The organism is Ruegeria sp. AN11, from assembly GCF_056536005.1.
On record NZ_JBQFJD010000002.1, the window covers coordinates 914701 to 940874 of the forward strand.

Below are 26174 nucleotides of genomic sequence, written 5' to 3' on the forward strand. Positions count from 1 at the left end.
CTACTGAACTTTGGCCAGTTCGTCGTTCATGGCCGCTACGGCCTGGGCAGCGTCGATTTCATCGTCGATATACTGACGAACGACACGGTTGATGGCCTGCGAGTTGATCATTTTTGATGCCAGGGACAATTGCCCCTCGGTCACGCCCCAGCGTTGTGCGACGTCAAGACCACCGACGATTTCGTCGATCATCGCCTGATCATAAAGCTCACCCAAGGGTGCCTTGCGATCCACCCCGACCGGCAATTCGGCCCAGGCTTCTGCAAAGGCCGTCGGATTTTCGGCATTGCCTCGGCGGACCGGGAACTTGCCCTCGGGCGCGATTGCCAGCGTCTGAGTATAGCCGTCATCCATGGCGTATTTCACGAATTCCATGGCTGCATCGGTGTCCGCGTCGCTGGTGATGCCGAAATACCGGACGTCACCCCAGGCCGCGCCGTCAGGATTGGAAGGGCCGGACAATTTGGTCACGATACCTGTCTTGCCCGCCAGATCACGCGAGGTCGGGTCGTCGTTGATGGTCGGCGGAGCGCTATCGCGCAGACCGGCCAGCTCGTCCAGAATGAAAGGCGACCAGATGATCATTGCCGCTTTGCCGTCAAAATACAGCTCGCGCGATTGCTTCCAGTACAACTCTCCCGGAGGTGAGGCTTTGGAAATCGCCTTGTAGAAATCCAGAACTTCGGTGGTTTTGGCTTCGTCCAGTGGTTGGAAGCCATCCGGACCAACCGGGCTGACGCCATTGGCGAGGAAAACATGCTCCAGAACCTGGCTCATGAAGTTCTCATCGACTTTGGTGGCGGACACGAACCCGTACATCTCGGGCGGATTGTGCAGTTTTTCCAATGCCGCCTGAATATCGGCAAAGGAATCCGGGGCTTCGAGACCGTTTTCCTCAAACAGGTCCTTGCGATAGACGACCATCTGGGTCCAGCCGTCTACAGGCACCGATGCGGTTTCATCGTTGAACGCGGCCATCGCGATCGCTCCGGGTGCGAATGTATCAGCGCCCAGTTCTTCGATCACTTCGGAAGCGGCTTCTGTGTCCAGAATGCCTGCTTCTGCCCATGGCAGGGCATATTGCAGGGTATGGTAAATCACGTCCGGCAGATCGCCGGCGGCAAACGCTGCGGTTGCGCGCGTGCCCAGATCGCTTTCCGTCACCGGGATCACCTCGACGGTGGTGCCTGTATCGGCTTTGAACTGATCAGCCATTTCCTGCTGTTTTGCCAGGCGTTCGGGCTGTTCTTCCGTGGTCCAGAAGCGAATGGTATCAGCTTGCGCCGACAGCGCTGACAAGGTCAGTGCAAGGGATGTGCCAAGCAAAAGCCTGGCCGTACGGGTTGCGATGCGAATAGTCATTTGGTTCCTCCCCGGATTATTCGACATGTATGGAAATCTTTTGCGCCAGTTCTTCTGGAGAACAGGTGGGCGGCCCGTCTGAAGCGCGCTCAACCAACGTGGCCTCACCCAACTCGCGCAGCGTATCTGCGGTTTCGCCCCTGATCTGACGGATCAGCAGTGTCACAAGCCTGTGCCCGGCTTGGCCGGAATCCACGTTGAAGGTGGTCAATGCCGGGTGGGCATGCTGGCTTTCGGGAATGCCGTCATAAGCAATGACCGAGACATCCCGACCAACCTGCAAGTTCAGATCAGCGGCCACGGTATAAAAGCCCAATGCAGCAAGATCAGTGGCAAAAACGATCGCTGTGGGCGGGCGGTTCAGCCGCATCAGTGCGCGGCCCTGCACGGCCCCTTCCTCTCGGGTTCGGGCTCCGTCGCGCACAAGTTCAAGATCATAGGGCAGACCTGCGATGCCCAGCCCCTCGACAAACCCGTCCCGACGCAGGTGACTGTAGTTGAATTTGAGATCGCTGCCGACATAGCCGATCCGCGTATGGCCGTGCCCGGCCAGCCTCAGGACTGCGTTACGCATTGCGCTTTCGCCGGAAATGTCGAACCAGGATGTACCTTCGGGCGGGTTCGAGCGTCCGTAACCGGTTCGTCCATACAAAATATGCGGCACCTCGAGATGGCGCAGAAGACGAACACGAGAATCATTCACGGCGGTCCGAGGCAGGATGAAGCCGTCGGCCTTGCGCTCCTCGACCAAACGGCTCAGGACTTTCAACGTGTCCTGCTCGGATTTGGCGGTCGAGATTGTCATGGTCCAGTCAAAACCGCTGGCGGCCTCGCACGCACCGGCAAGAAATTCCTGAAGGAACGGATTGTGCCCGTCCGGCTCTTCACTGTTGAGCACCATGGCGATGGCGCGAACACGTCCGGTTCGGATTGCCTGTGCATGGCTCAACGGACGGTAACCGAGCTTTCGCGCGGCGTTTTCCACCCTTTTTCGCGTTGTTTCGGCGATATCGGAATAGCCGTTCAGTGCGCGGGAAACGGTGCTTTTTGACAGCCCCAGATGTTCGGCCAGTTCGTCGATTTTGACGCGACCCGCCGCCGGGGGCGTCGCCCCGTTGTTTCTTGCCTTGGAAGTGGACGGATTCGCGTTCATGTGCTCAGGTTCGGTTTCGAAACCGGTTTCGGCAACAGTTTTGTGTGTGTTTTTTTGGATCGAGCCAAACCCGGATCCGCCGACTACTGATCCAAGTGCCAACATAGATGGTGAATTGCTGGCAACTCCGTCGCTCAGGACAGGCACAGGCTTCCCCGGCGCAAATCCAGCCTGATCACATACGAAACCATCGGGGCGATGTCCGTGGCGGTAGCCGCAAGTGGCCGATCAAGCTCGCAGGGCGATCTTATCCGCTGTGCGATGCAAGACCCAACGAACTCGCGGCAGCACGAAGCTCTGATGCGGCCTGGGCTGGCAGCCCATCCCCCTCGCTTTCGTCGAAAACCGCGTAGGCGGCATATGCGAACCGGGGGGCCGCCTTGACCAGCTTAAGCCACCCGCCTTCAAGTTCCGGTTCGATCACGCGTTTCGGAAAATAACCAGCGGCGGGAATTGAGCGCAGGTATTGAAGGCCGAGGGTTCCGATCCCCAGTTGAAGACGTGGCGTATCAAGCTCGGGAAAGTTCAGCAAATGGTCGGCCCGGAATTCCGGGCCCCAATCTATCAGGATGTAGGCGTTGCCGAGATTGGCTGGCAGGGCATCCGGGCCGCTGGTGACCAGTACAAACTCATCTTCGAAAAGTTGCACCGCAGATAGCCCTGACACGCTTCGCGGCTCGTACATTATTGCAAGGTCCAGGCCGCCCTCTTCGATTTCGCGGGTCAGGGTTGCGGAAGACGCGGCTGACGCTTTGATGGCAACATCGGGCATCAATGTCATCAACTTGGGCAGGGCGTCGGTCAAATAGCCGTCCCATAAGCTCGGCGCCGCACCGATCGCCAGCGCGGCTGTCATCGCCGCCGGAAGGCTTGCATCCAGCTTTGCCTGTGTCCAGGTGCGTACCAGAACCTGAGCGTGTTTGAGGAAATGCCGCCCCGCTGGCGTCAGGGTCGCGCCGGATTTGCCACGTTCAAAAACGGATTGGCCTAGCTGCTGCTCGAGCGTCCGAATCCTCATGCTCACGGTCGATTGTGTGACATGCACCTTGTTTGCGGCATCGAAAAAGGTGCCCGTCTCAACGACCGCCAGGAACGTGCGGGCAAGTTCAATATCCATGAGCCACCTATTTGATTGGTCGATATTATCCGTGATAAAAATTCGTTTTTCAATAAAATGAGGCCGTGCGATATTTTGTGTGTAGCGCGAAAGTGCCCCTGCCATATCGGATCACCAATCAACACTTCTAATTTCGTATTGCAGCACCCAAGCTGAGGAACCAATGAAGTCTGATACCCGAAGAAATTTCACCGGCACCGGTGCGCTACACCAACCTTGCAATGGGTAGTTGCCCATATCTGACGGAGACTAAAATGGGTCGAGATTCTGTTGTGTCACTGCTCTCGTCGCTGTTTGCCCGGCTTGTGTTCCCCATGCCCGCCGATCTGGATATGGACGGTGACGGCCTGGCCTCTCTGGCGGAGCTTCAGACGAAGTATCCTGCAGTCCCTGATGAATTCTTTCTGGAATTCGGCCCGGATGCAGATGGCTTTGTCAGTTGAGTCGAACAATCATCAGGTGCGAGGGAACCGATCCGAACTTCGGCCGTCTGCTATCTGGCGACCGCTTCGAACAAAAGCGCCTTTTGCGGCATGATCAGGAACTCGCCGTCGCGAAAGTGAGTGACCGCCTTTAGTATCTCTGAAGCAACAACGTTGGTGGCTTCCTCTCCCGCCGCGCGAAGCGCCTTTTCGTTCGGAGTTGATAACAGTTCGTCTCGCATGGCTTGCGCGTCGCAGCGCAGTTTTCGGTCGACGGAAATGGTCTTCGGTGCGGCGACGTTGAAACCAGCGGCTCCAATCAATTCGCGAACCTCATCGGCGTCGTTCCATGTGAAGGGTTGAACAGCCGTTGTGGCGGCCGTGTCACCAATGTGGACTTTCAGCACATCGGCAACGACCGCAAAAAAGGGCGGGATCGCTGACCAGCATGTCACGACAACCAGCGCGTCTGTCTTTACGATCTTTCTGATCTCGGCCAGGGCTGCGGGTTTGTCAGGAAAAAACTGCAAACCATGTTGGCAAAACGCCAGATCGACTGCCCCATCTTTCAAGGGCATCGACTGGGCCGGTGCCTCGATCCATTCAAATCGGTGCGGGCCGTCCGGCGTGTTTGCGCGGGCAACCCGGATCATGGCCGGGTTCAGATCGCATCCGACAATACGAGCGGGTGTGGTCAGCCGCTTGGCCACGGCGCGGGCCATGACCCCGTTCCGCAGGCCACGTCAAGCACGGTTTTTGCGGGGGGCAGCGAAATGGCATTCTGCGTGGCTTCTGCCATCGGGCCGAAAATGGCCGGGACGCGTTGTTTCTCGTATGTTCCCGCTGCAGAGGTCGAAAGATGAAAGGTGTTGTCTTGCGACATTGGATTGCCGTCCGAAGTTTGCTACGCGCGGGTATTGGTTGCCTTGACGGCCCAGGCGCGGGCCGGCAGCACGATCTCGTTCTCGCCCAGATCGGTCTTTAATCTGCCTTTCAGTTCGGCCTGTTGTTTCGGAGCGAGCTTTGCGAGGTAGCCCGGTGCCGGTCCAGCCCCTCGTGTGAACGGGTCCCAGAACGCTTCGAAGTCCGAAAATCGGGTGTCGCGCTGGATGGGTGCCACATCGCATTGCAGGCCCGCAGCCTTGCAAAGCTCGGCCAGCCCGTCGGGCGTGCATTGAGGAAACCGGGCCGCCTCGTCTAAACTGGCCGCGTTTTCATCAATCGATGCCGCAGCTTTCCAGAAAGTGCTGATGAAGCCCATGCCACCGCCGGGATAGTCCCAGACATAGAAGCAAACAGTGCCTCCCGGCCTTACAACGCGTATCATTTCCTGCAGCCCCGCAGTTGCATCGGGGAAAAAATTGACGGCCAGACCAGACGTCGCGATGTCGAACATCCCGGTCTCGGCAGGCAGATCTTCCGCACCGCCGACGGCAAACCGAGCACGATCATCTGCCGAGTTTTCGCGGGCGAAGGCGACGAAGCCGTCCGACGGATCAACGCCGAGCACGGATTTCGGGCGACAGTGGTCCAGAATGGTTGCGGAAAGCGCGCCGGTTCCGCATCCGACGTCTATCCAGTCGGCGTCAGGCGAAGGTGCCAGCCAATCCAGGAAATCGCCGGCGATCTGACGGCTCCACCGGCCCATGTAATGTTCGTAAGCATCACCGGCGGCCCAGCTGTCGAATTTCGCAGATGTGGTCATGACGATGCTCCGCCTGTGTCTTCGGGGATCACGGCATCCACTTCGATTTCGACCAGCCATTCCGGGTTCACGAAGCGTTCAATCGCCATGATCGTGTCCACCGGCCGGGAGTCCCTGCAATAGTGTTTCCGCGCCTCGATCGCCTCCTTCCAGTTGTCGATATCCGTCAGGATCACGCGGGTGCGGACAATGTCCTGCAAGCCGGATCCGGCGTCTTCGAGGGCCGCCTTGATGATTTCGAAACACTGTCTGGTCTGGGCATAGACATCGCCGATGCCGACCGTTTTACCGTTTGCATCGACCGGCGCAGTTCCCCCGACGGCGATGAACGATCCGACCCGAACAGCACGGCTGAACCCAACGATCTCTTCCATCGGGTTGCCGTTCGAAACGAGTTGCCGTCCCTTCATTACTGGTTCCCCCAAATTGATGCGCTAGTGTAGAGAATTCTTTTTTCTTGTCTCAGAAATAATCGACCCGGCAACCTGCGGGGACAGTTCTGTTTGACGGTCTTGAGGCAAGGCATTCTAAGTGCGATTCACACAAATCCGGGCTTCAAAAAGCAAGCCGCCGGAACAGTCCCGCGGCCAGTGTTTTCTAATCGTTTGGCCTCGGGCCCCTGCCCAGACAAGGAAGGGCTTTGGCACAAGGAAGACACACCTTCACGACGGGCAGACCGCTCTATCGACGGCCCTGCCCGCCCCGGCACAGGCCATTCGTGCCGCAGGTGAAGTCTGGTAGATGGTGCAACGGGTTGCGCAGAACGACTCACCTTTTGCTCTTAATGCGATCAGTCATAGCTGAGCGATAGGGTGTCCGTCTGCGGCAGCGACTGGCACGTCAGGATCGCCCCTTTTGCAATGTCTGCGTCTTCCAGCGCCATTCGCGCGCGCATGTGGACATCGCCTTTTGCCAGCTTGGCACGGCAGGCACCACAAACCCCGGACTGGCAGGAAAAGGGCGGTTTCAGTCCTGCGGATTTTGCCGCTTCGAGAACCGTTTGGCCGCTGGCCACGTCGACCGAATGCCTGACGCCGCCCAACGTGATCTCTGCCTTGGCAGCCAGACCTTCGACAGTGGTGTCAATCTCTACCGCGCCGCCATAGCTTTCCATGTGGATGCGATTGGCAGGAACATCCAGCGACATCAGCGATGCTTTCACGGCCTTGTTCATGCCGCCGGGTCCGCAGACGTAATACTGCGCGTCCTGTGCATAGGGCGGGTTTTCGGCAATCAGCGCCTCGATCGCGGGTTCGTCGATGATACCTCTGCGCCAATACTCGGCCGAGGACCAGAAACCGGGTTTGGAAAAGACATGGTGAATGGTCATCCGATCCGGATTGGCTTCCCCAAGGGCGTTCAGCTCGTCCAACAACAGGACAGAGTGCTCGTTGTTGTTGCCGTAAGCCAGATGCGCGAAGGAATTGGGCTCGGCCGCCATGACTGAACTAAGCATTGCGTAAAGCGGGGTGATGCCTGAACCTGCGCCAAAAAAGTAATGGGTACGCCGCGCTGTCGCTCCGGGGTCCAGGAAAAACCCACCGAAAGGTGGCATCACATCAATCACATCGCCCTTGTTCACAGTGTCATTGACGTGGTTGCTGACGAGGCCGTTCCGGACACGCTTTACGGTGATCCGCAGGGGATCACCCGTGAACGGAGACGAGGAGATTGAATAGCTGCGCCTTTGCTCCTCTCCGTTCACCACGAAGCGGAACGACAGGTGCTGACCGGGCCGCCAGACGAAGGTTTCGCGCAGGGCGTCGGGCACGTCGAACATGACTGTCTTGGCCTGGCCGCCGATTTCCTCGCGGGTATCGAGAACGGTCAGCGGGTGGAAGTTTCGCTGGTTCATTTGGCGTCCCCCAACCATTCGAGAACGACTTTCTGATGCTGCACGACCGGGCTTTCCCCAACCGCTGCGGGACCGGTTTCGAAATAAGGCGATTTCAGCGATTTTTGCTGTTGCTCACATGCGTAGATGTCTTCCCCCGTGAAGTCGCCCGCGACCATCGGGTCATCCTCGCTCATGGCGTCATGGGCTTCGTACTTGCCGCTCAGGCCAAACTTGGTCCAGAAATTCGAGGATTTCATCGAGTGCTTGGCAAACTCCCAGCCGGAACTGTTGGACACCCGCCCCCGGTTGGACACTCGCGTCAGTTCGGGGCCGAGCGGCTCAATGATGAAGATGTTCCAACCGTCCTCGGAGCCAGCCAACCCAATCCCCGGGAACAGCATCGGCACCCATGCGCCAGTCATGTCCTCGGGGATCACACGCGGGGCAATCAGCTTGCTTTCCTGATCCTTCAGAAAGTCTTCGACCGGGGGTTCCCAGAACATGTAATGGGGGCCTTCCCAGTGGTACTTCGCGGCCTTGTGATCGTACATTTGCAGCGTGTTCGAATGCAGGTGGCTCAGGTGGTAGACGTCGATGTAGTTTTCGACGACCACCTTCCAGTTGGCCTTGATCTCGTAGCTGTTGTTCAGGTCTTCATATTCGACCAGTTCCTCGGGTACGTGCGGGCCGATATGCGGTTCCACCGGCCCGAACCATTCAGCGATGGAGGGCGCGCCCGGGTCAGGATGCACAAATATCATCGATTTCCAGATGTCGACCCTGGCGGGTTTCAGACCCAGGCAGGATTTATCTACCTTTCCGAATTCCTCTTGTTCTTCGGGCACCGAGATCAGGTTGCCTTCAAGGTCATAGGTCCAGTCGTGATACGGGCATGACAGCGCCTTTTGCGTCTTGCCGACGGCCCGGATCAGTTGCGTGCCGCGGTGACGGCAAATGTTATGAAACGCGCGCAGTCGCCTGTCGCGGCCCATTACCACGAAAATGTTGTTCAGCCCGGCCTGAACGGTGATGTACTGGCCGGGTTCGCTGACATCCTCCATGAACCCGGCATAACGCCAGGTTTTCGAGAATATCTCGCGCATTTCGCGATCGAACCACTCTTGCGAAGTGTAGGCCTCGACAGGCAGCAGGTGAAGCATTCGGGTCATTCGGGTGTTCCCAAGATTGGTGTGAGCCCTAGCCGGGCAGAAAATCGGCGGTTATCAGCAAGATACCGAAGACGACCCAGGCAACCTGGATCAACCAGTACAGAACGGGGTCTTCGTCCCGCGTAACTTCAGACAACAAAAACGCATAGCCCGTGCGGTAACTCTGGACTGTCCAAAACAGGAACAGCAGCCCCCAGAGCGATTGATAGCCAAGTACTGTTGCAATCATCAGCACGGCGAAAGCGATGTAGTTGAGAGGACGCATCTGGATCATGAGCGGCTTTCCAATCCTTCCAGCAGGTTGCCCGCGAGGGATTGTGCGGCTTGCGGCCACTCCTGCGGCATGTTCAACGGTGCCAGAGACGCCACGTTCAGATATAGCGCAACGATGCCATGGGCCGCGACAGCGATCGCGTGATGGTCGGCTTGTGGATGGTCCGTGCTCAAAATACCTGCAATCGCGGCCTCGAACGCCAGAAGGGAGTCTCGGCAGGCGGCGCGCAGGTCCGCATCTTCTGCGGCACGCGCTGTCAGTGCCGCAAACGCCAGCACCATGTCCGGAGTCGATTCCATCGTGTCGGAAAATAGAAGCTCGACCAGAGCCGGCCCCGCGCCATCTTCCGGAAGCGCGGCCAACAGCGCTTCGGTCTGTTCGGCAAAGCTGCGCAGGACATAGTCCTGCAACGCCATGATCATTTCGTCCCGATTGCCCAGATGGTGTCGGATCAGTGGCCGGGTCAGCCCCGCATCGTCGGCGATTTGCGCAAGCGATGCGCCTTGAAGCCCGAAACGTGCCACGCAACGCACCAGTGCGTTCATCACCTGTGCACAGCGTTCGTCTCGGTTTGAAGGGCGCCCGGCCACGTCAGTTCCAGTACTTCAGCTGCAATGTTGATTTGGCCGTCGCGCCAGTGGTGACAGCCGCATCCTCGAATTTTGGCGGCAAGCCCCGTCGTCCCATGCCGGAAAACGCATATCCTTCGGTCGGCACTTCGCCTTTCATGTCCAGATCGCTGTCCAGGTCCTCGTCGTGCATCGCGGCGAAGGCATAGGTGCCAGCCGGAAGGTTGTGAAACGTGACCGAGACCGTTGCACCGGCAGCAGGGACCTGGGCCATCGCGATCGCCGTGGCCACGTCCATCGTCTCAAAACCAGCGGCCTGATCGAAGGCCGCCACGATCACTGCGCCATTGCCATTCCGCAGCCCGTCGACAGTCACCGAAAGCGGTGCGGTTTCGGACGATTGCGCAATGGCTGCGACTGCGGTGGCAGCAGCAAGGGCCGCCACTGAGACAAGTTTGAAAGGTTGCATCGGGTCACCAAAAGTTGTCAACGTTGACAATAATTAGGGTGGCCCCCGTTTATTGTCAATGATGACAGAATATTTTTTTGGAACGCCAAGCATCAACGAATCCGGGCGGCCTCGGCCGACGCTGTGCAGTGCTCTGCCATTCGTTCGGGATGAAAGGTCAGGTTTTCAAACAACGCCTGCGCCCAGTGTAGTGCCCCTGATGTCAGCAGGAACACTTCGGGCACGATAACCCACTCTCCAATCCAAGCGCCGCCGGACCTTTCGTGTTGGTGAAGGGTGATTTCCCCGATCTGTTCCGCTTTCTGCCGGCCGAGGCGCGACACCGCCTCCATGAATTCAGAAGCCCGCTGGTTGCGTTTATGGTGCATGGATGAGGACGCGCCTTTGCCGTTGGCATGTACTTCAGAGATCTCGGCAATGTCGGATGAGGACAGAAGGTTGATATTGTGGGCGATCTTGCAGAGCGTGGCGCAGAGTGATCCCAGTGCAGTCACCACATCCGCGATCCCGTCGCGGGCGTTTTGCCAGTGGGGCGCGACACTGCCCAGCCCCAGGCTTTCCGCAACCGCTGTCTTGACCCTCTCTCCCTCTGCGTTCTCGTAGCCTCGAAGGTCACCAACCGGGCCGCCGATTTGCACATTGAGGCCACGACCCGAAGCCTGTTCCATCGCCTTGTTGCGGCGCGCCAGTTCTGACCGCCACACCGCCAGTTTGGTGGCCAGCTTCATGGGAACCGCATGCTGACCGTTGGTGCGCCCCATCAGCCAGGTCGAAGGGTGGTCGCGGATATGTCCGTCCAGCAGTTTGAGCAGCCGGTTGATGCCAATCTCGATTTCCGCAAGGCCAAGCTTCATCTGCATGACCATGGCGGTGTCCATAATGTCCTGTGTGGTCGCCCTGTGGTGAACGTGATCTGCATGCGCGCGCACCAATGACCGAATCTGTTTCACCAGCCCCACGATGGGGCGCCCGACCAGATCCATTTCCGCAGCCAGTGCTTCGGTATCCAGATCAGAGATACCCACGGCTTCGATCGCCAAGGCCGCCTCGGTCGGGATCAGGTTCAGATCGGCCTGACAGCGCGAAAGGATCTGTTCGACCTTCAACCACGCAGCGATGGTGGCGGGCTCGGACCAGATCCTGCGCATTTCAGCGGAGGAAAAGCAGTTGCGGTAGATCCGGTAATCAAGCATCGCCCAGTCCACCGTCGGCGATACGCCGTTCATTCATGATTGACCGAATGCGGAACCCCATAGCCAAAAGGCCGAGCAGCAGGAATCCGGCGGCGATGGGGCGTTCGACAAAGATGAGCGCGCCGCCATCGGACATCAGCAGCGCCTGGCGGAAGGTTTCCTCGGCCCCCTTCGCTAGGACGAAAGAGATGACGAAGGCCGCCACGTTGAAGTCGAATTTGCGCATCAGCCAGCCCACAAACCCGGCCACAGTCATGACAGTCACGTCGAACATCGAACCTCGGGCGGAATAGGCGGCGACAAAAGCGGTCAGAAAGATCAGCGGATAGAGCACGTTGACCGGAACCTTCAGGATCAGGCGCGCAACCTGCGTGGCCCCAAAGTAGCCGATGATCCCGTAGGCAAAGATTCCCAGCATCCCGCAGGCAAAAAGCTGATAGACCAGTTCCTTGTCCGTGAGAAACAGGGTGGGTCCGACCTGAACGCCGTGGATCAGGAAAACGCCCAGCAGGATGGCCCCGATGGTCGAACCCGGGATGCCAAGCGTCAGCAGCGGCGCCATCGACGGCCCGGACACCGCGTTGTTGGCGGCCTCGGGCGCGGCGACGCCTTCCAGCGCACCCTTGCCCCATTGCTCGGGGTTCCTGGCGCGGCGCTTGCCTTCGCCGTAAGAAATGAAGGCCGCAATGGCCGAGCCGAGCCCGGGAAGAACCCCGATCCCCGCGCCGATGAATCCGCCCCGAATGGCGTGCGGGATACAGGGTTTATATTCTTCAAAGGTCAGGCTGTGCCCGGTAGGGTCGCTTTTGTTTCCACTGACTTCACCTTTGGTCTTCTTGCGCTCTTCCAGTTGGGCAAAAACCTCGCCCAGAACGAAGACGCCGATCATAAGAGGCACCAGTCCGATACCATTCGACAGATCAAACGAACCAAACGTGTACCGTTCTTCGCTGGAAATCGGGTCGAGACCGACCATGGCCACAAAGATGCCGAGCAGGGCCGAGATCAGGCCCTTGGTGATGGATTTTCCGATCACGGACCCGATCACCACGAAGGCCGCGAAGTAGATGGCGAAGGTTTCGGGCGGGCCGAGTTTCAGCGCGATGGCGGCGATGAAGCCGACACCCGCCACAAGCAGGATGTCCCCCATGAAATCGCCGATAACCGACGAGATCGTCGCAACCTTCATCGCCTTACCTGCCTTGCCTGCACGGGCCAGCGGATAGCCGTCGATCTGCGTCGCTGCACTTGCCGCCGTTCCGGGCGTATTGAACAGAATCGCGGCAACCGAACCTCCATAACGCCCCGATTTGCCAATCACATAGAGAAACGCCAATGCAAACAGAGGCGGCATGTAGAAGGTAATGGGCAGCAGCATTGCGATGGCCGCCGAGGCGGTCAGGCCGGGGGTGGCACCGACGATCATGCCGACGGCAGCAGCCAGAACAATGGCTAACAGGAGTGTCGGATCGGTGATGACCGACAGAAGGGCGGGAAAGATCTCCATTGTGTCTACCCTCGGAACCAGTCGAGCAGATCGAACACCTCGCCATAAGGCGGGAAGACGCCGAGCAACTCGAAAAAGATGATGTGGAAGATGAGCGGGCAGACGATCACGGATATGGCCAGCCCGATCCGACTGCGGACACCGAAGATATACAGAACCACCGGCGCGGTGATGGCTGTGGGCAGGACGTAGCCGAACCAGCGGAATGACTGCTGATAAATCAGAGCAATGGCAAACAGGATCAGGATGTTCAGCGTGCCCGTGTCGCCTTCTTCAACAGCGGCCTGTCGTGCCTGCACCAGGCGCAGCCCGTTCATCAGTACCAGGCCCGAGAGGGCGAGCAAGGCAACCGATGCGGCAAAGGGCACGATCCCGGCCCATGTGTCTCCGGGGCTTGCAGCCGGAACCTGCCAGGCCCCCCAGATCGCGACCAATGACAACAGCGCGAGTACAAATCCCTCGATCACGTCCCGCATGGTGTTCTCCTTCAGAAACATCTCGGGTGGAGCGGCCGGGCCGAAGCTGAGTCCGCCCCGGCCGTTGCCCACCTCAGTTATTCAGAGTCGCAACCAGCGGCACGGCATCCGCTTTCATCGCGGTCAGCGTAGCCTTGGCATCCGCGCCTGTCGCAAAGACCGGACCGGTGCCGCGCTTTGCCAGAAGCTCTGCAAATTCCGGCTTTGCCGTGATCTCGGCCAGCGCCGTTTCCATGGCGGAAACCACTTCGGCCGGCGTTCCCTTGGGCGCGAAAACGATCACCGGCGACGATACCGCGGCAAAGGGAACGCCCAGTTCGCCAAAGGACGGAACATCGGACATGATATTGTCCCGCTCGGCGCTGTTGACGGCCAGTGCGCGAAGCTGCTCTTCAAAACCGCGCAATTGCTGCACCCCGAGGAAACCGAAGTCGGCCTGTCCGCCAATCAGCGCAGCTCGGGTCGGGCCGCCGCCCTTGAACGGCACATCCTGCGCCTCGATTCCGTTGTTGGCCAGGAACCCGAGACCGCCCACGTGATGGAACCCGCCGCGCCCGGAATGGGCCCAACGCAATGACCCAGGGTTTGCCTTTGCCGCTTCAATAACGTCCTCTACGCTTTGATAGGTGCTGTCTGTGGGTACCATCAGCGAGGTCTGCAGCTGGCCGACCTGAGCGACGAAGTCAAAGCTATCCAGTGCATCAATGTCTGTGTCGCGTGTCATGGTCGACAGCAGGAAAGACCCGCCCGAGGTCATCATCATCGTATAGCCATCAGGCTTGGCCCCGACCACGGCGTTGGCGCCATTGAGGCCACCGGAACCGGGTTTGTTCACGACGACCACCGGAACGTCCAATACGCCTTCTGCAGCGGCGGAAATGGCACGCGCATAGGCATCGGTGCCGCCCCCGGCCTGATAGGGTACCACGATATTGATCGGGCGTTTCGGCCAGTCGGCGGCGAAGCTGGCGGTTGCCGTTGCGACCAGCGCGGTCGCCGCTGTGACGGCAGCAAGGAATGCTCTGCGTTTCATGTGGGCTCCTCCAAAAAGTGACGCAGCCTTTCTAGCAGGCCATTTGATTGCGATTTTTGCAAATGTAGCATTAAATAATGCAAATAATGAAAGAGTCCTGTCGATGAACATCAAAGCTCTCCGCGCCTTCCGCCATGCTTTTTCCGAAGGCTCCATTGCGGCGGCCTCGGACATCATGCATCTAAGTCAGCCTGCCATCAGCAGACTGATCAGCGGTTTGGAAGCAGAACTGAAGCTTAGGCTGTTTGACCGCAGCGGGCGCAGCCTGTCCCCCACCACCGAGGGGATCGCGTTTTACCGCGAAGCCGGGCGCATTCTGGATAACCTGGATGAGGTTCCCCGCATTGCAGCCGAAATCCGCGCTGGTCGCACCGAAAGCCTTCGGGTTGTGACGATGCCTCGGATCGCCCAATTTCTGTCGGCACCCGCTGTCGCGCAATTCACCCGGGAAAACCCCGAAGTGAGTGTGACCTTGGACGTCCGCGCGCGCCGGGACGCGAGCAAATGGCTGGCGGGACGCGAGTATGATATTGGAATAGCGGCCCTGCCGGTCAGCCATCCGGACATCAGAACGGTGCCGCTTGTCCGCGTGCGAGCCCTGGCAATTCTGCCCCGGGATCATCCCTTGGCCAATGAGGCATCGATAACCGCAGAGCAGCTTGCCAGTGAAACGATCATCCGCCTGATGCAGGGCTTGTTGCTTCGGGATCAGTTGGACGACGCTTTCAACTCGGCTGGCGTTGCGCCCGAAGTGACCCACGAAGTGTCCTCGTCCCAACTTGCTTGTGCCTTGGTGGCCGAAGGTGCAGGTATCACGATCGCCGATGAGATGGTGGCGGCGTCGTTCGGGGATCGCTTGGTATCAATCCCGATCGAGCCGGAAAAATGGATGACATTTGGAATGTTGCTTCCGAAGTATCAACAGTCGGGATCGGCGGCCAAGCAGTTCCAGGACAAGTTGGTGGAGCACGTAAAACGCGTATGCCGTTCCAGCGACACCATGCGCAGCGAGGTGTCCTGATCCACCGACTTACCGTTCAGGCGACTAATGTGGACCTGACTGGCTTGCCTGATTGGAAATCGCGCTCCAATCGAGGTGCGCGGTAGAAATCCTCGCGTTTTTAGTAGTTGTTATCGATCTAGCGAACTCAGGCAGGAACTCTCCTGACCGGCTGGCATGTGAATTGTGCCGGCATGAAAGCCTTAGTACAGTTTCTAGCAGTTCGAATTTTGGAAGCGCACTCCAGTACCGCTCCAAAACGGTCAAATTCTAACTTTCCCGACAAAGTTGGATACCGCAAACGCCAGTGACAGCCCCTATTCAGCGCTTGGAACCGGACGCGGAACTCCATTCTCGTCGATCGCAACAAAGGTGAAGATCGCTTCGGTCACCTTTTCACGGACGCCGATGAGGCCGCGCAAAACCCAGGCTTCGATGGATATGGCCATTGAGGTTCGGCCCACACGCGACACCTCTCCGTAGATGCATAACACGTCACCGACTTTCACCGGACGTATGAACTTCATCGCGTCAACAGCGATTGTGGCAACGCGGCCTTGCGCACGTGTAGCTGCAACAATTCCACCAGCGATATCCATCTGGCTGAGAACCCAGCCGCCAAAGATATCGCCGTTAACGTTGACGTCCGCCGGCATTGCTGCCGTGCGCAAGGTCAGTTCACCTCTCGGAGTTTCACTGCTCATCTTTTGTGCCCTTCTTCGGTTCAGGACACGGTCATCATGTCCGGAAGTTCTTGTCCTGCCATGAGCGCCAGAGGTGGATTGCACTGTTCAGTCGCGCGTTGCAGGCCGTTATGACGTTCCCTGGGTTCCCTTATAAGACGTTCCCTGACGTCGCCATAGCTGTGATCGCCGCAGTTCTTCACCCGAGCTTTTCCGGCGGTAGGGCTTTTTTCAGCACTTTCTCATTTATGCGACCGAACATGGCCGTCGGGCTGTGTTTGGCCATCCATATGGTCATTTTGTTCATCAGCCCCGGAGCCGTCAGGAACTTGCCACCCAGATTGCCGAGCGCTTCGGTGACAACTGCGTCTGCATTCATAACGCTTGATGGAACCTTGCTCCAATCCAACCCGGTACCGGCAGCCATCGGGGTATCGGTCGGTCCGGGCGACAGGACATGAACGTCAATGCCCTTCGGCCGAAGCTCGGCCCGCAGGGATGCGCCGAAGTTCAACACGTAAGCCTTGCTGCCTGCATAGTTTGAAAAATAGGGGTTCGGCATGTGGCCCGACAGGCTTGAGACCAGAACGATCCCGCCCCGTCCGCGCTTTAGCATTCCTTGGCAAAAGTGGTGGGTCAGGCGAAAGGTCGACAGAACATTCAGCCGCAGCAATGCCATTCCCTGATCCGCATCGGTCGTTTCAAACGCGCCGTTCACCTCGACACCGGCAGAATGAACCAACAGACCGATTTCTTCGGGGATGGTACACACCGCGTCGATGCCGGCCTCCGTTCCGAGATCAGCGGCGACACAGCGTACTTCCACTCCGTGGCGAGCGCTGAGATCGCTGGCCATAGCGTCCAGCACGTCGGCGCGGCGCGCCACGAGGATGAGGTTCATCCCGGCAGCCGCAAGCTGGTTCGCAAATTCGGCGCCAATTCCGGAACTGGCACCTGTGACCATCGCCCAATTGCCATACCTGTCCTGATACGTCCTGCCCATGCTACCCCGCCTCTCCCTTGCTTCGCTTCGTCGCAAAAACCATCGCGTGTATCCTGAGGGTCGGCACTTCTTTTGTCGATGTGGTCGCGGGTAGTTTATCGCGTCGGTTAGCGCCGTACCGGTCGACCCGCCCAGTTGAGTGCCACCCGATCCAACCTGTGCAATACACTTTCGCGCCGGCTGACGGTTATGTGGTTAGGCCCATTTGGCGTACAGCCAGATCGCGCATGATCTCTTCCGAACCGCCGCCGATGGCCATGATCTTGACTTCGCGATAAACGCGCTCGACCGGATTGCCGAGCATGTAACCTGCGCCACCAAAGATCTGCATCGATTCAGACGCCACAAATTCCAGCGATTTCGTCGCCTGTACCTTCGCCTTTGCGATTTCGGCGGCAGGCATTTGGCCCGCGTTGATGGTGTAGCAAATCTGATCCAGATAGGCCTGATTCATGTCTATCCGGGCCGAGATTTCGGCAAACTTATGGGCGATGACCTGATGATCGATCAGGCGTTTGCCAAAGGTCCTTCGTTCGCGCGCCCAGTCCAGGGAGGCGTTGAAACACAGCTTCATCATGCCCAGCGAACCGGCGATCAAAGCAAGCCGTTCATGATTGAAGTTTTCCATGATCGCAAGGAAGCCCCGGTTTTCAGGACCGATCAGCGCGTCGGCGGGAACGTGGCAATCCTTGAAGAACAAAGAGGCCTGTTCGGAACAATGCCAACCCATCTTTTCTTCGCCTCTAGTGCGGGTAAAGCCTGGTGTGCCGGCTTCGATCAGAAACAGAGAGATACCGCCCAGACCCGCATCGCCCGTCCGTGCGCCGACGACAAACCACTTCGAGGCCATGCCGCCGGTGATAAAGCACTTTTCACCATTCAAAACCCACCCGTTACCTGATCGCGTGGCGGTCGTGCGCATGTTGGCCACATCTGATCCGCCACTGGGCTCAGTGATCGCCAGCGAAGACGACATCCTGCCCGCGATAATTTCGGGCAGAACGGTGGTGCGGAAGTCATCTGATGCAAACCGCGCCATCGGCGCAATTGAAATCGCGCGCCCGCCCACGGCCGCCGCCACCCCCGATGCACCGCAGCCAAAGATCATTTCGTTGAAGTCGGCACGCAGAAAGGCATCATCCATTCCCATCCCACCGTATTCTACGGGCACCCCAAAGCCGAACACACCGAATTCGGCCACTTTTTCATCCAGTTCGGCGGGAACGGCTTTGTCGGCCTCCCACTTTTCGATGTGGGGGTGAATCTCGCTTTCGACAAATCGCTGGAAATTGTCCCGGAAGTGTTCGCGCTCGGGTGTCATAAAGGGTGAAATCAGCGCCATCTCGGCCTCCTAGCCATTCAGTACTTTCTCAACCGGCTGTTCGGATAATGCACTGGTCGCGCCCAGTTTGACCGTGTCGAGCCATTCATACCGATCTTTTGACCCGCTTGATCTCCCGGGTGTCCAGTGATTTGAAAGTCTCATGGCCGGGGAAGGCCCTTGCAAAGGTTCATCTCGGTCTCTGCTCAACGTTCGCAAGTACGTCGGGATTCTTCGTGTCTTTGTGTGAACATCATCGAAATCCCCTCAAAATGGTTACAGTGCCCGATCTGGGGCATGACTGCCTAGCTTTCGGAACTCACCAGCCGCACTTCGCTTCGCCGTTGCAGATGCGGGGTCAGCAGGTAAATGAACTCCTGCACGATTTCCGCGGTCTCAGCTTCGCTCCGGACAAATGAGTCATGTGTCAGCAAGCCACGATAGAAAATTCGGGCGATGGTCCACAGGCGAATAAATTTCGCATTGTCGCCATCCGTCGTCTTGAGATGAAGCAATGCGTTTTCATTGATGGTGTCGTTCCAGTCCAGCAGCGAGTCGTGGATCTGGTCCGCAAGCTCTTTATCCGTGCGGATCGCCACCAGAATCTCGTGCAGGGCGCGCATCGCGTCGGTGTTCATGACCTGCCGCCAAAGCCGTTCCAGATCCCTCTCGATTGTCTGCTCAGGTCGGTTTTCGCGGCCAGCCAGCCAGCGGATCGAGGCCTGCATGATCCAGTCGCTGGTCGCCACCATCAATGCGGTCTTCGAGGTAAAGTGGTGGGTCAAAGCTCCGCGCGAAAGCCCTGCCTCTTTGCACACACGCGACGTGCTGGTTTCGGAGTAGCCGTATTTCACGAGGCACCGCATCGTCGCCTCAAGGATCGTCTGCCGCGACTTTTGCGCCCTGGTCTCGCGTTTGGTCGGTTTGCTGTTGGCCATATTCCACCTTATTCAGCTTCGGTCTGCCCCTTTGCGATTTCGAAAGGTTTGATGCGACACGAAGCAGTTGACAAACAGAACGTTCTGTTTGTTTGATGGCATCAAAACTGACGCAGGTCCAGTGGATTCAAAGGGGAGTTCATGCCGAAACAAATCCGAATAGGCGGTGCCAGCGGATTTTGGGGTGAATCCGATATGGCCGTGCCGCAGTTTCTGGAAAACGGGCGGCTGGACTATATGGTGTTCGACTATCTGGCTGAAATCACGATGTCCGTTTTGGCGCGCGCGCGCGCAGCTGATGCAGACAAGGGTTATGCGGTGGACTTCGTGAATTCGGTCCTGCGTCAGAACCTGCCCGAGATCGCGCGGCAGAAGATCAAGGTCATTGCAAATGCGGGTGGCGTGAACCCCGAAGCCTGCGGCGAAGCCGTACGGTCACTCATTGCCGATCTGAGGTTGGATCTGAAGGTCGCCGTGGTTTTGGGGGACGATATTCTACCTCGCTTCAAGGCCGGGGAATTCGCTGACGCGCGCGAGATGTTTGTGAACACTCCGCTGCCGAAACCAGAAACTCTGCAAAGCGCGAACGCCTATCTGGGCGCCTTCCCCATCGCGCAGGCGCTGGCGGGTGGTGCAGAGATACTTGTAACCGGTCGCTGTGTGGATAGTGCCGTCACGCTGGGGGCCTGTATCCATGAATTCGGCTGGGGAGCGGATGATCTGGACCAACTCGCGGGTGGCAGCCTTGCAGGACACGTAATCGAATGCGGGCCGCAAGCCACAGGTGGTAATTTCACCGATTGGCGGGATGTGCCTGATATGGCCAACATCGGTTATCCAGTCGCAACGCTCACGGCCGACGGAAGCTTTACCGTCGAAAAGCCCAAAGGCACCGGCGGTTTGGTGTCCGTCGGGACCGTCGCTGAACAGATCATTTATGAAATCGGCGACCCGCAGGCCTATATCCTGCCTGATGTTGTCTGCGATTTCTCGCAGGTTGTCGTGACGCAGATCGGCCCCGACCTGGTCCGGGTTGCTGGTGCCCGGGGCCGCGCGCCAACCGAGTGTTATAAGGCCAGTGTCACTTTTCTGGATGGATATAAGGGCTCAATCATGCTGGTGTTTACCGGCTTTGACGCCGAGGCCAAGTTCCGCGCTTATGCGCAGGCGGCTCTGACCCGTGCTCGCGGAAAACTGGCCGCCAGAAACCTGCCGGATTTCGAAGAGATATGCGTTGAGCCGATCGGATCCGAAGCCAAATACGGCGATTATGCCCGAGAATTGGGCGTGCGCGAGATTGCGGGCCGGTTCACTGTAAAACACATGGATAACACCGGCGTCGCCCTTTTCTTGGCCGAGGTAATTGGCGCGGGCCTTGCAACGCCAGCCGGTCTGTCCGCCTTTGGCGGTGGCAAGCCAAAACCGATGCCGATCGTGCGCCTGTTTTCGTGCCTGATCCCGAAAGCGGATGTGCCGGTCCATGTCGTCACGGAGAGCGGCGCACAATCGGTGGATATAGCGGCGGGGCAACCATTTACGGTTTCCGAACCCCTGCCCGTTATCCCGGCTGTTTTAGAAGCCTGTACGGTTGAAGTGCCCCTGATCGATTTGGCCTTCGGACGTTCGGGCGACAAGGGCGACAAGGCCAATATCGGCCTGATCGCCCGCAAGTCCGAATACTTGCCTTATATTGCTGCCGCGGTAACCTCGGATGTGGTGGCGGCCCGCTTTTCCCATCGACTGAAAGGCGGGGTAGAGCGGTTTTATATGCCGGGCATGCACGCGTTGAATTTCGTGCTGCATGATGCACTGGGTGGCGGTGGCGCGGCCGCACTGCAGGACGATCCGCTGGGCAAGGCCTATGGGCAGATTCTGCTGGATCACCCCATTCCTGTTCCCCCTTCTGTTGCGGAGGCGCTCTGATGCCCGTTTTCCAGACCAGAATATCGACCTCATCCGAAGCGTTTGGGCAGAACCGTCGGGATATGCTGGCACTGATCACCGAACTGCGCGAGTACGAAGCGCGCGCCGTTGCGCGTTCGGACAGCCGCAAGGCCCGTTTCGACCAGCGTGGCCAGTTGACCCCGCGTGAGCGGGTCAAGCGCCTGCTGGACCCGGGTATGCCGTTTGTCGAGCTGTTCAATATGGCGAATTTTCTGGTCGACGACCCAGACCCGGAAACCTCCATTCCCGGCGCTTCGATGATCACCGGGATCGGGTATATCAGCGGCACGCGCTGTCTGGTCTATGCCGATGACAGCGGGATCAATGCGGGCGCGTCGACCAATATGTCAGTGAACAAAGGACTGGCCATTCTCAAGATTGCGCTGAAACAAAAGCTGCCCTTTGTGCATCTGGTGGAAAGCGCCGGGGCCAATCTGATGCAGTACACCGTAGAACTTTGGGCCAATGGCGGCGGGCTGTTTTACGGTCTGGCCAAACTGTCCGCAGCCGGCATTCCGACCTTTGTGGTTCTGCACGGGCCTTCCACTGCTGGTGGCGCCTATCAGCCGGGCATGTCGGATTACGTGATCGGTGTGAAACACAATGGTATGGCCGCGCTAGCCGGAGCCGCGCTGACGCAGGCCGCAACTGGTGAGGTGGCCGATGAGCGCGAACTGGGCGGTACCGAGATGCACGCTTCGGTTTCGGGCCTTGTGGAATACCTGGCCGAGGACGATGCGGATGGCATCCTGATATGTCGCGATCTGGTCGAGCGTCTGGACTGGAACAAGAACGCCCGCCCCCTGCCCCGCAAACAGGTCGAACCGCCGGTCTATTCTCCGGACGAACTCGCCGGTGTCGTCCCTGTGGATTACAGAACCGCCTTTGACTGCCGCGAGATCATGGCCCGGATCACCGATGGCTCGGACCTGCTGGAATTCAAACCCCGTTTTGGCCCCGCGACCGTTTGCGTTCAGGCCCGAATTTTTGGTCACTCGGTCGGTATCATTGGCAACAATGGCCCGTTGGACCCTCAGGGTGCGGCCAAGGCAACGCAATTCTTCCAGCTCTGCGACAGCGCAGACATGCCGATCATCTTTCTCAACAACATCACCGGCTACATGGTGGGTACCGAGTACGAGCAGGCGGGTATGATCAAGCTTGGCTCCAAGATGATTCAGGCCGTGTCAAATGTCCGCGTTCCAAAGTTTTCACTCTATGTCGGTGCCAGCTTTGGTGCCGGGAATTACGGCATGTGCGGTCATGCTTTTGATGCGGATTTCCTGTTCTCATGGCCCAATGCGCGCACCGGAGTAATGGGTGGCGAGCAGGCCGCCATGACCATGGACGTTGTTGCCCGCGCCGGAGCCGCCCGCAAGGGGGCCGAGATCACGCCCGAGATGGAAGCGAAGATGGCCAGGCAGAAACAGGCCATTCAGGACGTGTTCGAACCGCAGGAAAGCGTCTTCTACACCTCGGGCCGGATGTTGGATAACGGTATCATCGACCCGCGCGACACTCGCAAAATTCTGGGCTTTTTGATCGAGACCACATGGGAAGCACGCAACCGAGACCTGAAACCCAACACCTTTGGCATCGCAAGGATTTGAGAGGGCGCAACTTGGCTGATTTCAAGACCCATCAAACCTTCGATCTGGACAATCAGTGCAACAGCCGGACGCCGTGGTCCGACCAGGCCGAAGACACCTCCGAAACCGCAAAGGTCTGATCCATGCCGCGCTTCAACTCGATCCTTGTGGCCAATCGTGGTGAAATTGCCCTGCGGGTGATGAAAACAGCGCGTTGGCTGGGCTATCGCACCATCGCGGTCTATTCCGAGGCCGATGCCACCGCGCCGCACGTGAAATTTGCCGATGATGCGGTCTGTGTGGGTCCGGCACCGGTTGGCGAAAGCTATCTGCGTGCGGACAAAATCCTTGAGGCTGCCAGGAAGACTGGTGCGGGCGCGGTGCATCCGGGGTATGGTTTCTTGTCCGAAAACGCTGATTTCGCAAAGGCTTGTGTCGACGCGGGTTTTGACTTTATCGGTCCCACGGCCGAAGCGGTTGACCTGATGGGCAACAAGGCTGCCGCCAAGCGTCGAATGATTGAGGCGGGTGTGCCTTGTGTTCCTGGCCGTGAGGGCAAGGGTCAGTCGGACGAGCAACTGATCGCTGCCGCAGCCGAGCTCGGTTTTCCAATCATGGTCAAGGCTGCCGCAGGTGGCGGCGGGCGCGGGATGCGTCTGGTCCAGATGGCCGAGGAACTGCCCGCTGCGCTGATCTCGGCCCGGTCCGAGTCGCTAAACGCCTTTGGCTCGGACGAGTTGATTTTGGAAAAGGCCCTCATCCGCCCTCGTCATGTCGAGGTTCAGGTTTTTGCCGACGCCCATGGTAACGCCATCCATCTGGGCGAGCGCGACTGTTCCGTCCAGCGCCGACACCAGAAGATCATTGAAGAGGCTCCCTGCCCGATCATGACTCCCGAACTGCGTGCTGCGATGGGCACGGCCGCCGTCGATGCGGCGCTGTCGATCAGCTATCTGGGCGCGGGCACGGTGGAGTTCCTGTTGGACACCTCGGGCAAGTTCTATTTCCTGGAAATGAATACCCGCCTTCAGGTGGAACATCCGGTGACCGAGATGATCACCGGTCTCGATCTGGTGGCGCTGCAAATCAGCATCGCACAGGGCGAACCCCTGCCGTTGGTCCAGGATGATGTGCAGTTGAATGGCCATGCGATCGAGGCGCGTCTTTATGCCGAAGACCCGGCGCAGGACTTCCTGCCGATGACGGGTCATGTGGACCTTTGGCAACCCCATCGCGGCGAAGGCATCAGGATCGACAGCGGCATCCAGACCGGTAGCGTCGTCTCGCCCTATTATGACCCGATGATCGCCAAGGTCATCGCCTGGGGCCCGGACCGTGAAACCGCCACCGCGAGGCTGAGCGCGGCACTGGCCAAAACACGACTATTCGGCATCAAGACCAACAAGGGCTTCCTGTCGGCAATTCTAGACAAGGAAACCTTCGCCAAGGGCCAAGCTACCACTGCCTTCATCGCCGAGGAGTTCGGCGCAGAAGAAATGACGCCACCGGTGTTGTCCGAAACCGAAGCAATGATTGCGGCCGTTCTGCAGTACGACGACTCGCGCCACCGGAGTATGGCGGCCACGCTGGGTATCAACCCGGAACTGGCCAACTTCAGCTCAACTGGGCATCTGGAAACCGACTATCGTTATGTCAACGAAGGCAAGACCCGCGACGTAACGGTGACCGCCACTGAAAGCCGCTATCACGTGACCTGTGGTAAAACCCACGCCGCTATCACCATCGAGCGTCAAGAAGGCACCGAAGCCCGCTTGCGGGTGAACGGACGCATTGTCCCGGTCGGTATGCTTGTCACCGAACGTGGCCATATTCATCTGGACCATCAGGGCCGTACGTTCGCCCTGCGCAACGAGCTCGAATTTCCGGCTTTGGCCGAGGAGGCACGCGGCGGAGGCCGTGTGGCGGCACCGATGCATGGTGCTCTGCTGGAAATCAATGTGGTCGTGGGCGACACCGTCGCCAAGGGCGATCGTTTGGCGGTTCTGGAAGCGATGAAAATGCAGCACGCGATCGAAGCGGAAATCGACGGTACCGTGACCGAAGTTCAGGCCAGTGCCGGAGGACAGATTGCCGCCGATGAGGTGATCCTGATCATTGAACCCGCCGAGGAGGGAGAAGATGTTTGATCAACCGCAGGCCGTTCAGGTCGAGAGTCAGTCGCTTTACGATCTTCTGAAGGACCGGAGCGAGGAAGATCTGGCCCGCGCCACCCTGTTCAAGGGTTGGACCGCCAACCGGATCCTGGGCCATCTGCATGTCTGGAACATCGGTGCAGACCTGTCGCTGAGCAAACCCGAGGCTTTCGCGCCTTTCAACACTGACGCCATCGCCCACTTCAGCAGCGGTGATCTTGCCGGGTTTGAGGCGAAATACCTCGAGGGCTTATCGGGGCACGCGTTGCTGGATGAATGGATGTTCTACACCACTGGTATGTGCGACCGCTTTGCGCAGGCCGATCCCAAGGCTCGGGTGCCGTGGGTCGGGCCGGATATGTCCGTGCGATCGTCCATTTCTGCCCGGCTGATGGAAACCTGGTCGCACGCGCAGGCGCTTTACGATCTGTTCGGTGTCGCGCGGCAGGATCACGACTACATCAAGAATATCGTCGTTCTGGGTGTGAACACTTTTGGCTGGACCTACAAGAACCGCAGCTTGGATTTGCCCGGTACGATGCCCTATCTAAACCTGACCGCCCCTTCCGGTGAAGTCTGGGAATGGGGGGAACCCAATGAGGCCGGGCGGATCGAGGGCCGCGCCACAGAGTTTTGCCAGGTCGTCACCCAAACCCGTAATATCGCCGACACCGCCCTGCAAGTGACCGGCCCGGTTGCCACGGAATGGATGGGCATGGCGCAGTGTTTTGCGGGCCCCCCCGAAGTGCCCCCGGCCCCCGGCCAGCGCCATATGGCCCGAGGTCGTAAGAACACGTCTGGGTAAACCCCCCAAAAGTCGCCAGGTATGGCCGCGAACGTTTGGTGCGATCAGGCGACGCGCGACAGCATCTGGTGTCGGCCACGACCCTGATCGCAGACGGTATCCAACCTGTTGGTGTTTAGGTTCGAAAAACTAGCGTCCGGCACTTATTTCATTGGCTGCGAGCGGCCAATCGCCGAGCCTAATAACGAACACTACTCTATTGAGGCCAGCTAAAATCTCGGGCCGCACGGCGCCTCAATTGGCCGCAGAACGGGTCTTTTCCTGCTGGGGGCTACCCTGCGTCGCATGCTCTTGCCGTTCATTTTCTAGATTACACCATCACAAAGTAAGTAAGTTTTTGCTTTTCGATTTCAAAAATATTATGAATTGAAGCTGAATAGGATCCGCCTGCAATGAGTTCATGCATTTCAACCAACGGCCATCAAATCCCGAGAATGTGTGCAGCGAGCCTG

Annotated in this window: 25 protein-coding genes; 6 read left to right on the forward strand and 19 right to left on the reverse strand. The window is 58.6% G+C overall.

Translation table 11 applies throughout. The features are described 5' to 3' along the window. The 3 genes from ACR3EQ_RS24045 to ACR3EQ_RS24055 all read right to left on the reverse strand — a co-directional run bounded on the left by ACR3EQ_RS24045 (position 1) and on the right by ACR3EQ_RS24055 (position 3632). Positions 1–1362 (reverse strand): extracellular solute-binding protein, encoded by a 1362-nt coding sequence (locus ACR3EQ_RS24045; protein ID WP_170808046.1) that lies wholly within the window; start codon positions 1360–1362, stop codon positions 1–3. A 16-nt stretch (positions 1363–1378) separates the two neighbouring features. Further along, a complete protein-coding gene (locus ACR3EQ_RS24050; RefSeq protein WP_170614115.1) occupies positions 1379–2515 on the reverse strand; it encodes a LacI family DNA-binding transcriptional regulator in 1137 nt (378 codons plus the stop codon). A gap of 247 nt (positions 2516–2762) precedes the next feature. Continuing rightward, the gene (locus ACR3EQ_RS24055; RefSeq protein WP_170619352.1) at positions 2763–3632 is read right to left on the reverse strand and encodes a LysR family transcriptional regulator; all 870 of its coding nucleotides are present in this window, start codon (positions 3630–3632) and stop codon (positions 2763–2765) included. Between the two features lie 254 nt (positions 3633–3886). Between ACR3EQ_RS24055 and ACR3EQ_RS24060 the strand changes: the two genes are divergently transcribed. Then, a complete protein-coding gene (locus ACR3EQ_RS24060) occupies positions 3887–4075 on the forward strand; it encodes a hypothetical protein (RefSeq protein ID WP_170614043.1) in 189 nt (62 codons plus the stop codon). Positions 4076–4125: 50 nt separating this feature from the next. Here ACR3EQ_RS24060 and ACR3EQ_RS24065 read toward each other — a convergent pair whose 3' ends face one another. The 12 genes from ACR3EQ_RS24065 to ACR3EQ_RS24120 form a co-directional block, all read right to left on the reverse strand. Beyond that, a complete protein-coding gene (locus ACR3EQ_RS24065; protein WP_480492362.1) occupies positions 4126–4776 on the reverse strand; it encodes a class I SAM-dependent methyltransferase in 651 nt (216 codons plus the stop codon). A gap of 182 nt (positions 4777–4958) precedes the next feature. Next, positions 4959–5759: a class I SAM-dependent methyltransferase gene (locus ACR3EQ_RS24070; protein ID WP_480492364.1), complete on the reverse strand. Its 801-nt coding sequence runs from the start codon at positions 5757–5759 to the stop codon at positions 4959–4961. Then, a complete protein-coding gene (locus ACR3EQ_RS24075) occupies positions 5756–6169 on the reverse strand; it encodes a RidA family protein (RefSeq protein ID WP_480492366.1) in 414 nt (137 codons plus the stop codon). The genes ACR3EQ_RS24070 and ACR3EQ_RS24075 overlap by 4 nt, the downstream gene beginning before the upstream one ends. Before the next feature lie 380 nt (positions 6170–6549). Then, positions 6550–7614, reverse strand: a complete 1065-nt coding sequence (locus tag ACR3EQ_RS24080; RefSeq protein ID WP_480492368.1) for a 2Fe-2S iron-sulfur cluster-binding protein — start codon at positions 7612–7614, stop codon at positions 6550–6552. After that, positions 7611–8765, reverse strand: a complete 1155-nt coding sequence (locus ACR3EQ_RS24085) for an aromatic ring-hydroxylating oxygenase subunit alpha (protein WP_480492370.1) — start codon at positions 8763–8765, stop codon at positions 7611–7613. Before ACR3EQ_RS24085 ends, ACR3EQ_RS24080 begins: the two co-directional genes overlap by 4 nt. Before the next feature lie 28 nt (positions 8766–8793). After that, positions 8794–9039: a hypothetical protein gene (locus ACR3EQ_RS24090; protein ID WP_170808052.1), complete on the reverse strand. Its 246-nt coding sequence runs from the start codon at positions 9037–9039 to the stop codon at positions 8794–8796. Continuing rightward, positions 9036–9584: a TetR/AcrR family transcriptional regulator gene (locus ACR3EQ_RS24095; RefSeq protein ID WP_480492371.1), complete on the reverse strand. Its 549-nt coding sequence runs from the start codon at positions 9582–9584 to the stop codon at positions 9036–9038. The genes ACR3EQ_RS24090 and ACR3EQ_RS24095 overlap by 4 nt, the downstream gene beginning before the upstream one ends. Before the next feature lie 46 nt (positions 9585–9630). Next, complete coding sequence (locus ACR3EQ_RS24100; RefSeq protein WP_170619345.1) at positions 9631–10077, reverse strand: DUF2141 domain-containing protein; 447 nt, start codon at positions 10075–10077, stop codon at positions 9631–9633. 92 nt (positions 10078–10169) lie between these two features. Further along, positions 10170–11303 carry a lyase family protein gene (locus ACR3EQ_RS24105; RefSeq protein WP_480492373.1) on the reverse strand — a complete coding sequence of 378 codons (1134 nt, stop codon included), beginning with the start codon at positions 11301–11303 and terminating at the stop codon, positions 10170–10172. Beyond that, on the reverse strand, positions 11263–12777 hold the full coding sequence (locus tag ACR3EQ_RS24110) for a tripartite tricarboxylate transporter permease (RefSeq protein WP_170619343.1): 1515 nt from the start codon (positions 12775–12777) through the stop codon (positions 11263–11265). Before ACR3EQ_RS24110 ends, ACR3EQ_RS24105 begins: the two co-directional genes overlap by 41 nt. Positions 12778–12782: 5 nt before the next feature. Then, on the reverse strand, positions 12783–13253 hold the full coding sequence (locus ACR3EQ_RS24115) for a tripartite tricarboxylate transporter TctB family protein (RefSeq protein WP_170619342.1): 471 nt from the start codon (positions 13251–13253) through the stop codon (positions 12783–12785). A gap of 73 nt (positions 13254–13326) precedes the next feature. Next, entirely contained in the window at positions 13327–14286 is a 960-nt protein-coding gene (locus tag ACR3EQ_RS24120; protein ID WP_170619341.1) for a tripartite tricarboxylate transporter substrate binding protein, read from the reverse strand. A gap of 103 nt (positions 14287–14389) precedes the next feature. Between ACR3EQ_RS24120 and ACR3EQ_RS24125 the strand changes: the two genes are divergently transcribed. Then, on the forward strand, positions 14390–15307 hold the full coding sequence (locus ACR3EQ_RS24125; protein WP_170619340.1) for a LysR family transcriptional regulator: 918 nt from the start codon (positions 14390–14392) through the stop codon (positions 15305–15307). Between the two features lie 296 nt (positions 15308–15603). On the opposite strand, the gene ACR3EQ_RS24130 is transcribed toward ACR3EQ_RS24125, so the two are convergent. From ACR3EQ_RS24130 to ACR3EQ_RS24145, 4 genes are all read right to left on the reverse strand, one after another. Then, a complete protein-coding gene (locus tag ACR3EQ_RS24130) occupies positions 15604–15990 on the reverse strand; it encodes an acyl-CoA thioesterase (RefSeq protein ID WP_170614046.1) in 387 nt (128 codons plus the stop codon). Between the two features lie 178 nt (positions 15991–16168). After that, positions 16169–16972, reverse strand: coding sequence for an SDR family NAD(P)-dependent oxidoreductase (locus tag ACR3EQ_RS24135; RefSeq protein WP_480492375.1), 804 nt, complete (start codon positions 16970–16972; stop codon positions 16169–16171). Between the two features lie 187 nt (positions 16973–17159). Continuing rightward, positions 17160–18314, reverse strand: coding sequence for an acyl-CoA dehydrogenase family protein (locus tag ACR3EQ_RS24140; RefSeq protein WP_480492377.1), 1155 nt, complete (start codon positions 18312–18314; stop codon positions 17160–17162). Between the two features lie 284 nt (positions 18315–18598). After that, complete coding sequence (locus ACR3EQ_RS24145; protein WP_170614049.1) at positions 18599–19231, reverse strand: TetR/AcrR family transcriptional regulator; 633 nt, start codon at positions 19229–19231, stop codon at positions 18599–18601. Between the two features lie 141 nt (positions 19232–19372). Here ACR3EQ_RS24145 and ACR3EQ_RS24150 point away from each other — a divergent pair, with 141 nt between their 5' ends. The 4 genes from ACR3EQ_RS24150 (at position 19373) to ACR3EQ_RS24165 (ending at position 25722) form a co-directional block, all read left to right on the forward strand. Next, entirely contained in the window at positions 19373–21154 is a 1782-nt protein-coding gene (locus ACR3EQ_RS24150; RefSeq protein WP_480492378.1) for an acyclic terpene utilization AtuA family protein, read from the forward strand. Further along, on the forward strand, positions 21154–22785 hold the full coding sequence (locus ACR3EQ_RS24155) for an acyl-CoA carboxylase subunit beta (protein ID WP_480492380.1): 1632 nt from the start codon (positions 21154–21156) through the stop codon (positions 22783–22785). The genes ACR3EQ_RS24150 and ACR3EQ_RS24155 overlap by 1 nt, the downstream gene beginning before the upstream one ends. Before the next feature lie 122 nt (positions 22786–22907). Beyond that, the gene (locus ACR3EQ_RS24160; protein WP_480492382.1) at positions 22908–24911 is read left to right on the forward strand and encodes an acetyl/propionyl/methylcrotonyl-CoA carboxylase subunit alpha; all 2004 of its coding nucleotides are present in this window, start codon (positions 22908–22910) and stop codon (positions 24909–24911) included. Continuing rightward, positions 24904–25722: a TIGR03084 family metal-binding protein gene (locus tag ACR3EQ_RS24165; RefSeq protein ID WP_170614053.1), complete on the forward strand. Its 819-nt coding sequence runs from the start codon at positions 24904–24906 to the stop codon at positions 25720–25722. The genes ACR3EQ_RS24160 and ACR3EQ_RS24165 overlap by 8 nt, the downstream gene beginning before the upstream one ends. Positions 25723–26174: the final 452 nt, after the last annotated feature.

Bases quoted from the DNA above. Each gene is read 5' to 3' on its own strand.
- ACR3EQ_RS24080 (WP_480492368.1), bottom strand. From the start codon at position 7,614: ATGAACCAGCGAAACTTCCACCCGCTGACCGTTCTCGATACCCGCGAG.
- ACR3EQ_RS24105 (WP_480492373.1), bottom strand. From the start codon at position 11,303: ATGAACGGCGTATCGCCGACGGTGGACTGGGCGATGCTTGATTACCGG.
- ACR3EQ_RS24060 (WP_170614043.1), top strand. From the start codon at position 3,887: ATGGGTCGAGATTCTGTTGTGTCACTGCTCTCGTCGCTGTTTGCCCGG.
- ACR3EQ_RS24045 (WP_170808046.1), bottom strand. From the start codon at position 1,362: ATGACTATTCGCATCGCAACCCGTACGGCCAGGCTTTTGCTTGGCACA.
- ACR3EQ_RS24125 (WP_170619340.1), top strand. From the start codon at position 14,390: ATGAACATCAAAGCTCTCCGCGCCTTCCGCCATGCTTTTTCCGAAGGC.
- ACR3EQ_RS24090 (WP_170808052.1), bottom strand. From the start codon at position 9,039: ATGATCCAGATGCGTCCTCTCAACTACATCGCTTTCGCCGTGCTGATG.
- ACR3EQ_RS24100 (WP_170619345.1), bottom strand. From the start codon at position 10,077: ATGCAACCTTTCAAACTTGTCTCAGTGGCGGCCCTTGCTGCTGCCACC.
- ACR3EQ_RS24140 (WP_480492377.1), bottom strand. From the start codon at position 18,314: ATGGCGCTGATTTCACCCTTTATGACACCCGAGCGCGAACACTTCCGG.
- ACR3EQ_RS24055 (WP_170619352.1), bottom strand. From the start codon at position 3,632: ATGGATATTGAACTTGCCCGCACGTTCCTGGCGGTCGTTGAGACGGGC.
- ACR3EQ_RS24130 (WP_170614046.1), bottom strand. From the start codon at position 15,990: ATGAGCAGTGAAACTCCGAGAGGTGAACTGACCTTGCGCACGGCAGCA.
- ACR3EQ_RS24075 (WP_480492366.1), bottom strand. From the start codon at position 6,169: ATGAAGGGACGGCAACTCGTTTCGAACGGCAACCCGATGGAAGAGATC.
- ACR3EQ_RS24150 (WP_480492378.1), top strand. From the start codon at position 19,373: ATGCCGAAACAAATCCGAATAGGCGGTGCCAGCGGATTTTGGGGTGAA.
- ACR3EQ_RS24145 (WP_170614049.1), bottom strand. From the start codon at position 19,231: ATGGCCAACAGCAAACCGACCAAACGCGAGACCAGGGCGCAAAAGTCG.
- ACR3EQ_RS24120 (WP_170619341.1), bottom strand. From the start codon at position 14,286: ATGAAACGCAGAGCATTCCTTGCTGCCGTCACAGCGGCGACCGCGCTG.
- ACR3EQ_RS24160 (WP_480492382.1), top strand. From the start codon at position 22,908: ATGCCGCGCTTCAACTCGATCCTTGTGGCCAATCGTGGTGAAATTGCC.
- ACR3EQ_RS24115 (WP_170619342.1), bottom strand. From the start codon at position 13,253: ATGCGGGACGTGATCGAGGGATTTGTACTCGCGCTGTTGTCATTGGTC.
- ACR3EQ_RS24165 (WP_170614053.1), top strand. From the start codon at position 24,904: ATGTTTGATCAACCGCAGGCCGTTCAGGTCGAGAGTCAGTCGCTTTAC.
- ACR3EQ_RS24065 (WP_480492362.1), bottom strand. From the start codon at position 4,776: ATGGCCCGCGCCGTGGCCAAGCGGCTGACCACACCCGCTCGTATTGTC.
- ACR3EQ_RS24070 (WP_480492364.1), bottom strand. From the start codon at position 5,759: ATGACCACATCTGCGAAATTCGACAGCTGGGCCGCCGGTGATGCTTAC.
- ACR3EQ_RS24095 (WP_480492371.1), bottom strand. From the start codon at position 9,584: ATGAACGCACTGGTGCGTTGCGTGGCACGTTTCGGGCTTCAAGGCGCA.
- ACR3EQ_RS24085 (WP_480492370.1), bottom strand. From the start codon at position 8,765: ATGACCCGAATGCTTCACCTGCTGCCTGTCGAGGCCTACACTTCGCAA.
- ACR3EQ_RS24050 (WP_170614115.1), bottom strand. From the start codon at position 2,515: ATGAACGCGAATCCGTCCACTTCCAAGGCAAGAAACAACGGGGCGACG.
- ACR3EQ_RS24110 (WP_170619343.1), bottom strand. From the start codon at position 12,777: ATGGAGATCTTTCCCGCCCTTCTGTCGGTCATCACCGATCCGACACTC.
- ACR3EQ_RS24155 (WP_480492380.1), top strand. From the start codon at position 21,154: ATGCCCGTTTTCCAGACCAGAATATCGACCTCATCCGAAGCGTTTGGG.
- ACR3EQ_RS24135 (WP_480492375.1), bottom strand. From the start codon at position 16,972: ATGGGCAGGACGTATCAGGACAGGTATGGCAATTGGGCGATGGTCACA.